Source organism: Arsenophonus nasoniae DSM 15247 (assembly GCF_000429565.1).
GTDB classification, from domain to species: Bacteria; Pseudomonadota; Gammaproteobacteria; order Enterobacterales; family Enterobacteriaceae; genus Arsenophonus; species Arsenophonus nasoniae.
The window spans coordinates 1-5,353 of the sequence record NZ_AUCC01000129.1 but is presented as its reverse complement, the minus strand read 5'-3'; the positions used below and the strand labels follow the sequence as shown (position 1 = coordinate 5,353).

The 5,353-nt window shown below is 37.7% G+C and carries 3 protein-coding genes and 2 pseudogenes; 3 read left to right on the top strand and 2 right to left on the bottom strand.

Annotated elements, in window-relative coordinates; translation table 11 throughout:
* Positions 1-405 precede the first annotated feature (405 nt).
* From G468_RS23940 to G468_RS25485, 3 genes and pseudogenes are all read left to right on the top strand, one after another.
* Positions 406-582: a hypothetical protein gene (locus G468_RS23940; RefSeq protein ID WP_155847016.1), complete on the top strand. Its 177-nt coding sequence runs from the start codon at positions 406-408 to the stop codon at positions 580-582.
* A 57-nt stretch (positions 583-639) separates the two neighbouring features.
* Complete coding sequence (locus G468_RS0115960; RefSeq protein ID WP_026823904.1) at positions 640-3,291, top strand: hypothetical protein; 2,652 nt, start codon at positions 640-642, stop codon at positions 3,289-3,291.
* 89 nt (positions 3,292-3,380) lie between these two features.
* Positions 3,381-4,333, top strand: a pseudogene (locus G468_RS25485) (IS481 family transposase).
* Positions 4,334-4,809: 476 nt separating this feature from the next.
* Here G468_RS25485 and G468_RS0115950 read toward each other — a convergent pair.
* Both G468_RS0115950 and G468_RS0115945 read right to left on the bottom strand, forming a co-directional pair.
* A pseudogene (locus tag G468_RS0115950) lies at positions 4,810-5,034 on the bottom strand (collagenase); the annotation flags it as partial.
* A 15-nt stretch (positions 5,035-5,049) separates the two neighbouring features.
* Positions 5,050-5,353 (bottom strand): IS5 family transposase (locus G468_RS0115945; RefSeq protein WP_026823902.1); only part of this gene is annotated, 304 nt, incomplete at its 5' end.

Genomic DNA, 5,353 nt, shown 5'->3' with positions numbered 1-5,353 from the left:
AGGAAATGTTAACTGGCACTAAACACAATAAATCGATCCCCATCTCCTTTTTGCAATAAGGGATGGCTTTTGCTACTCACTTTAAAAGCGATTCAATTTCCTAACCATCAAGGGTAGAAACACTCGCAATGCTGTTTATGATCAAACAAAGAAGAGAAAGTGGTAAAAATACTGAGAAGCAGGTATTGACAGGTAATTTTACTTAGTTAGCTCGTACGTGATGGATCTTCCTTATGCTCATGGTGTGATGCAAGTCTATTTTATGATTATTGCTATAAGGTCAGGATCTTCCCTATCTTGGTGGGGTATTTTCTTGTCAGGACTTCATCTAGATGCATATAGCCAGTCAGTTAATAATTTAGCCTAGCCTAAATAAAAAAATCTTGCTTGGTTAGAAACGGTAGATTGTATAAAAAAACACTGAATAAACATACCAATGGCATCGTTAATGAAACTTGCATGTACTCCCTCCCCCATCTGGCTGATAACGACTTAGGCCCAATTGCCAATGGCGATGGCAATTGGGGATCCTGCGTTAATAAAGTGAGTCACTATCTAATCAGACTTGAATTACGCCAATAATTATTTTTCTTCTATGCTTGATGCTTTATTTATATCCTATTTTTATGAGGTTAAGACGTGTTTCCAATAAGTCATTTATCAACGGTTTTTCCTGCTGCTTTTCACAACGAAAATGATCCACCCAACATGTTACTACAGCGATTAATCTCATCTTCGACTCATATCCAGGGAGAAAGTCGCTTGCTGCCTAATGGATTAACGGCTCGTGATAATTTCCCATTATTATTTAAAATTGTCCTTGATCCGGTCAATGAACAACCCGAAATAAATGGTTTTTTGCCGTCAGATGACTTTGAAACCTTATACCCTATGATTGGCAAGCAAGGAGAAACAACCATTGTTGCCGGCAATTATGATGAAATAGTGCGATTTGTCTCCCACAATAAAGCCTATGCAATTTTTGCTATTGCTGCTTTTGGCTTACCGGCCGTCTCATTGAAACAAAATTTTGACGATCCAGACACTAGCGCGATAGCGTTGCTATTTTCTAAAACAGGCAGTTTACAAAGAGCAACAAACTTTGATGAAATACATATTTTAGGCCCGATTAATCCAGAGCGGGTGGTTCTATTGCATACCCCCTATAGTGATCTTAATACACTACAACCAGAGGTAGTTGAAAAACTTTCACGCACTTATGAGCAAGTCGTGAACCAATATATCAATTCCGCTAATAATAATACTTTTGATATCTGGTTCAACCTCTATCCTCAAGATGAAGCGTTATCCTCTCGTCCCATAACTAATGAATTTACCCAACAGCAGATGAATAATGGTAATTTAGCAAGGAAAGTAGAGTACAATAATATTCCTCATCATTTACTTACTCAAAGTACTAGTCAAACTGACACTTTGGCAGAAAAAGAAACAGTAAAATTAGTCACCCCTGAAACGTCAACAGAGAGGATATTATTAGGTGCAGAAGGGATTACAAACGCCAGTGGACTAAAAGGGGTTAGTGAAAAATATAGCCTGGATTTGAATACACTAAAAGATTACCCCCAAACAAATAGCACTCTCTCGGCAAAGGGAAAAATTTTTTTAGCTGGCAAATCCAATAAATTAACTCCTGAGATATTAAAAACGATAATGTCATTAGGCCCAGAAGAGTTTACAAAGGCCGGTGGACTGAGCGGGATCAGTGAAAAATATAAAGTAAATTATACCACCTTAAAAAATTACTTCTATGCAAATGGTACCCTCACGGTTAGAGGGAAAGTTTTATTAGGCAGCAAATCCAATAAATTAACTCCTGAGATATTAAAAACGATAATGTCATTAGGTAAAGACGGGATCGCAAATGCCGGTGGACTAAAAAGGCTCAGTGAACGATATAATGTGAATTATTGTACGTTAAATAATTACTTTAATGCAAATGGCACCCTCACTGTCAGCGGGAAAAACTTTCTAGGTGACAAACCCAATAAAATAACCCCTGAAATATTAACAGAAATTATGTCATTAGGTGAAGACGGGATCGCAAAAGCCGGTGGATTGAGGGGGCTTAGTAAACAATATAAGGTCAATTTGAGTACGTTAAACAATTACCTTAATAAAAATGGCACGCTCACAGTTGGGGGTAAAAGCTTTTTAGGTGACAAACCCAATAAATTAACCCCTGAGCTATTAAAAGCAATAGTATCATTAGGTGAAGAAGGGATCGCAAAAGCCGGTGGACTCAAAGGGCTCAGTGAACAATATAGTGTAAGCTTGGAAACGTTAAAGAGTTACCTTAATAAAAATGGCTCGCTCACAGTTAGAGGAAAAAGTTTTTTAGGTGACAAATCCTATAAAATAACCCCTGAAATTCTAACAGAAATTATGTCATTAGGTGAAGAAGGGATTGCAAAAGCCGGTGGACTCAAAGGAGTCAGTGAACAATACAATGTGAGATTAGGTACGTTAAAGAATTACCTTAATCAAAAACGCACACTAACGGTTAGAGGGGAAGCTATCTTAGGCGGCAAACCCAATAAATTAACCCCTGAGCTATTAAAAACAATAGTATCATTAGGTGAAGACGGGATCGCAAAAGCCGGTGGACTCAAAGGGCTCAGTGAACAATATAATGTGAGATTGGGTACGTTAAAGAATTACCTTAATAAAAAAGGCACACTAACGGTAAGAGGGGAAGCTATCTTAGGCGGCAAACCCAATAAAGTAAGCCCTGAGATGTTAACGGAAATTATGTCATTAGGTGCAGAAAGGATCGCTAAGGCCGGTGGACTAAAAGGGCTTAGTAAACAATATAAGGTGAATTTGGCAACCTTAAATCATTACATTGACAAAAATGGTAGGCTCACCGTTATGGGGAAAGCTTTTTTAGGCGTTGAATCCAATAAAATCACCCGTGAAATGTTAACAGAGATTATATCATTAGGTGCAAAAGAGATTAAAAAGGCCGGTGGGCGGAAAGGACTCAGTGAAGAATATAAGGTGAATTTGAGTTCGTTAAGGAGTTATCTTAAGAAAGATGGCACGCTTACTGTTAATGGAAAAAGTTTTTTAGGTATTAAACCCAATAAATTAACCCCTGAGATATTAACCAAAATTATGTCGTTAGGCGCTGAAGGGATTAAAAAGGCCGGTGGACTGCAAGGACTCAGCGAAAAACATAACGTGAATTTGAGTACGTTAAATAGTTACCTTGATAAAAATGGCACGCTTAAGGTTAGAGGGGAAAGTTTTTTAGCGCGCGCGCGTCAATAAAAGTTGCTCTGCTGTTTTTAGCTGTGAATTTTTAGACCCTGGCTGACATACTTTGTATATATTAACAGGATATGAGTTGAGGTTTAAATATGAACAAGAAAGATGAACAGGAAGTAATAAGAAGAAAACTTAGGATACTGGCTCATGTAGAAGAAACCAAAAATGTAAGCAAAACATGCCGTTACTGGGGGATCTCTCGTGACACTTTTTATCGCTGGAAAAAAGAATATAAAACACAGGAAGAAGTAGGACTGATTAACAGTAAACCCTGTCCCGAAAACCCCTCTATTCGGGTAGCTTTCGTGATTGAGGAAAAGATCCTTTATCTGCGTAAAAACTACCATTTTGCTAGTGATAAAATTTGCTGGTATCTCGAACGTTATCACAAGATGAAAGTGTCAATGACAGGTGTCTATGGAGTGTTATGCCGCCACGGACTGAACAGGCTTCCCCATAAACTTAGAAGGCGCCAAATAAAAGCAATTAAGCGCTATGAAAAAAAGTGCCTGGGCATCACGTTCAGGTGGATGTTAAGTTTCTCAGTTTCAGCGATGAAAACAGCAATAAAACACGCAGATTCCAATACACCGCCATTGATGATGCTACCCGAATCAGAGCCCTGAAAGTGTATGAAAAACATAATCAGGAATGCGCCATCGATTATATCAATCATGTTGTAGAAAAGTTCCCTTTCAGAATCAAAATAATCCGTACAGATAATGGTCATGAATTTCAGGCTAAATTTCACTGGCATTGCGAAGATTTGGGACTTCAACATGTGTACATAAAACCAGCCAGTCCCAATCTAAATGATAAAGTTGAACGTTCACATTTGTCGGACAAACAAGAATTTTATCAGGTCACGTTCCGTAAGAAGCGGTACGATTCTCTAGAAATGTTGGCAAAAGATCTGGATCACTGGCGGGATTACTACAACAATGAACGAACTTATCAGGGAAAAATGTGCTGCGGCAGGACGCCAATGAATACATTAACTAATGGAAAAAGGATTTGGGCTGAAAAAAATTTAACTCAAATCTAATCTGACACTGGCACCAGAAAAGCTGGGTAACTGTCAGATCAGGTCTGAGCTAGTACAGTTTATATAATAATATCTGTCTAAAAATTAACCATTCCATTAATTTCAATCAAAAAATTGATATCATGATCGAGATTAGTACGAATGATAGTCTTTATTATTTTATGGTGAATTTAACCATATCTTCTAAAATGAGAATTTCTATTTATACTTCTTAAATAATTTACTTGTTGATCTAACCAATGATTAAATTCTTCCTTATACTGATGTCCAAACTTATTTAATAATTTTGAATAGGATAAGTTATTACTTTCTAATTGAATTGGTTGTCTAAGTGCGCGTACTAATTCACTACGAACAGAACGAAGTTGTGGGGAACTATCAAGAAATTTATGTACAAAATATGGCCAAACGTATAATCTTTCGCTGTGACCATTAGCAGAAAAACTATCAATATCTATAATTTGATCTAAAGTAGGTCACCTATTAACCGAACAATACATTAAAGTCTGGTTTGCATATTTATTTTTTTCACCGTGAGATAGATATTCAGCAAGCCCTTCACTCCACCATGAAATTTCTTCGGAGGAAAATTCTGCCGCATCACCATACTTATTATATTTACCATCAAGATAATGAACAATTTCGTGCCCAAAGTTATGAACATCATTTCCTTTCATATAAATAAAGACACGAGGCTGATTATTAGGCTGTGTCCCTTAATTGCGTAATCGGCGGTAAAACAAGCGAATGCAGCCCAGTTTCACCATTGCTAGATAGTTTCTTGCCGTTTTTTCATAACGTGTAGCGATCCGGCGATATTCCTTTAAACGGCCAAAACACCTTTCCACAACGTTGCGATGGCGATAAGCATCACGATCAAGTTGCGAGCGTCCATCTGAAGCCAGTTTTTCATTTGATTTTCGGGGAATAACCGTTTTCATCCCTTTTCTTTTCAACTCGTTACGTAGCGCATTCCCAGAGTAGGCTTTGTCAGCCAGTACCGTATGACCACGACGCTTC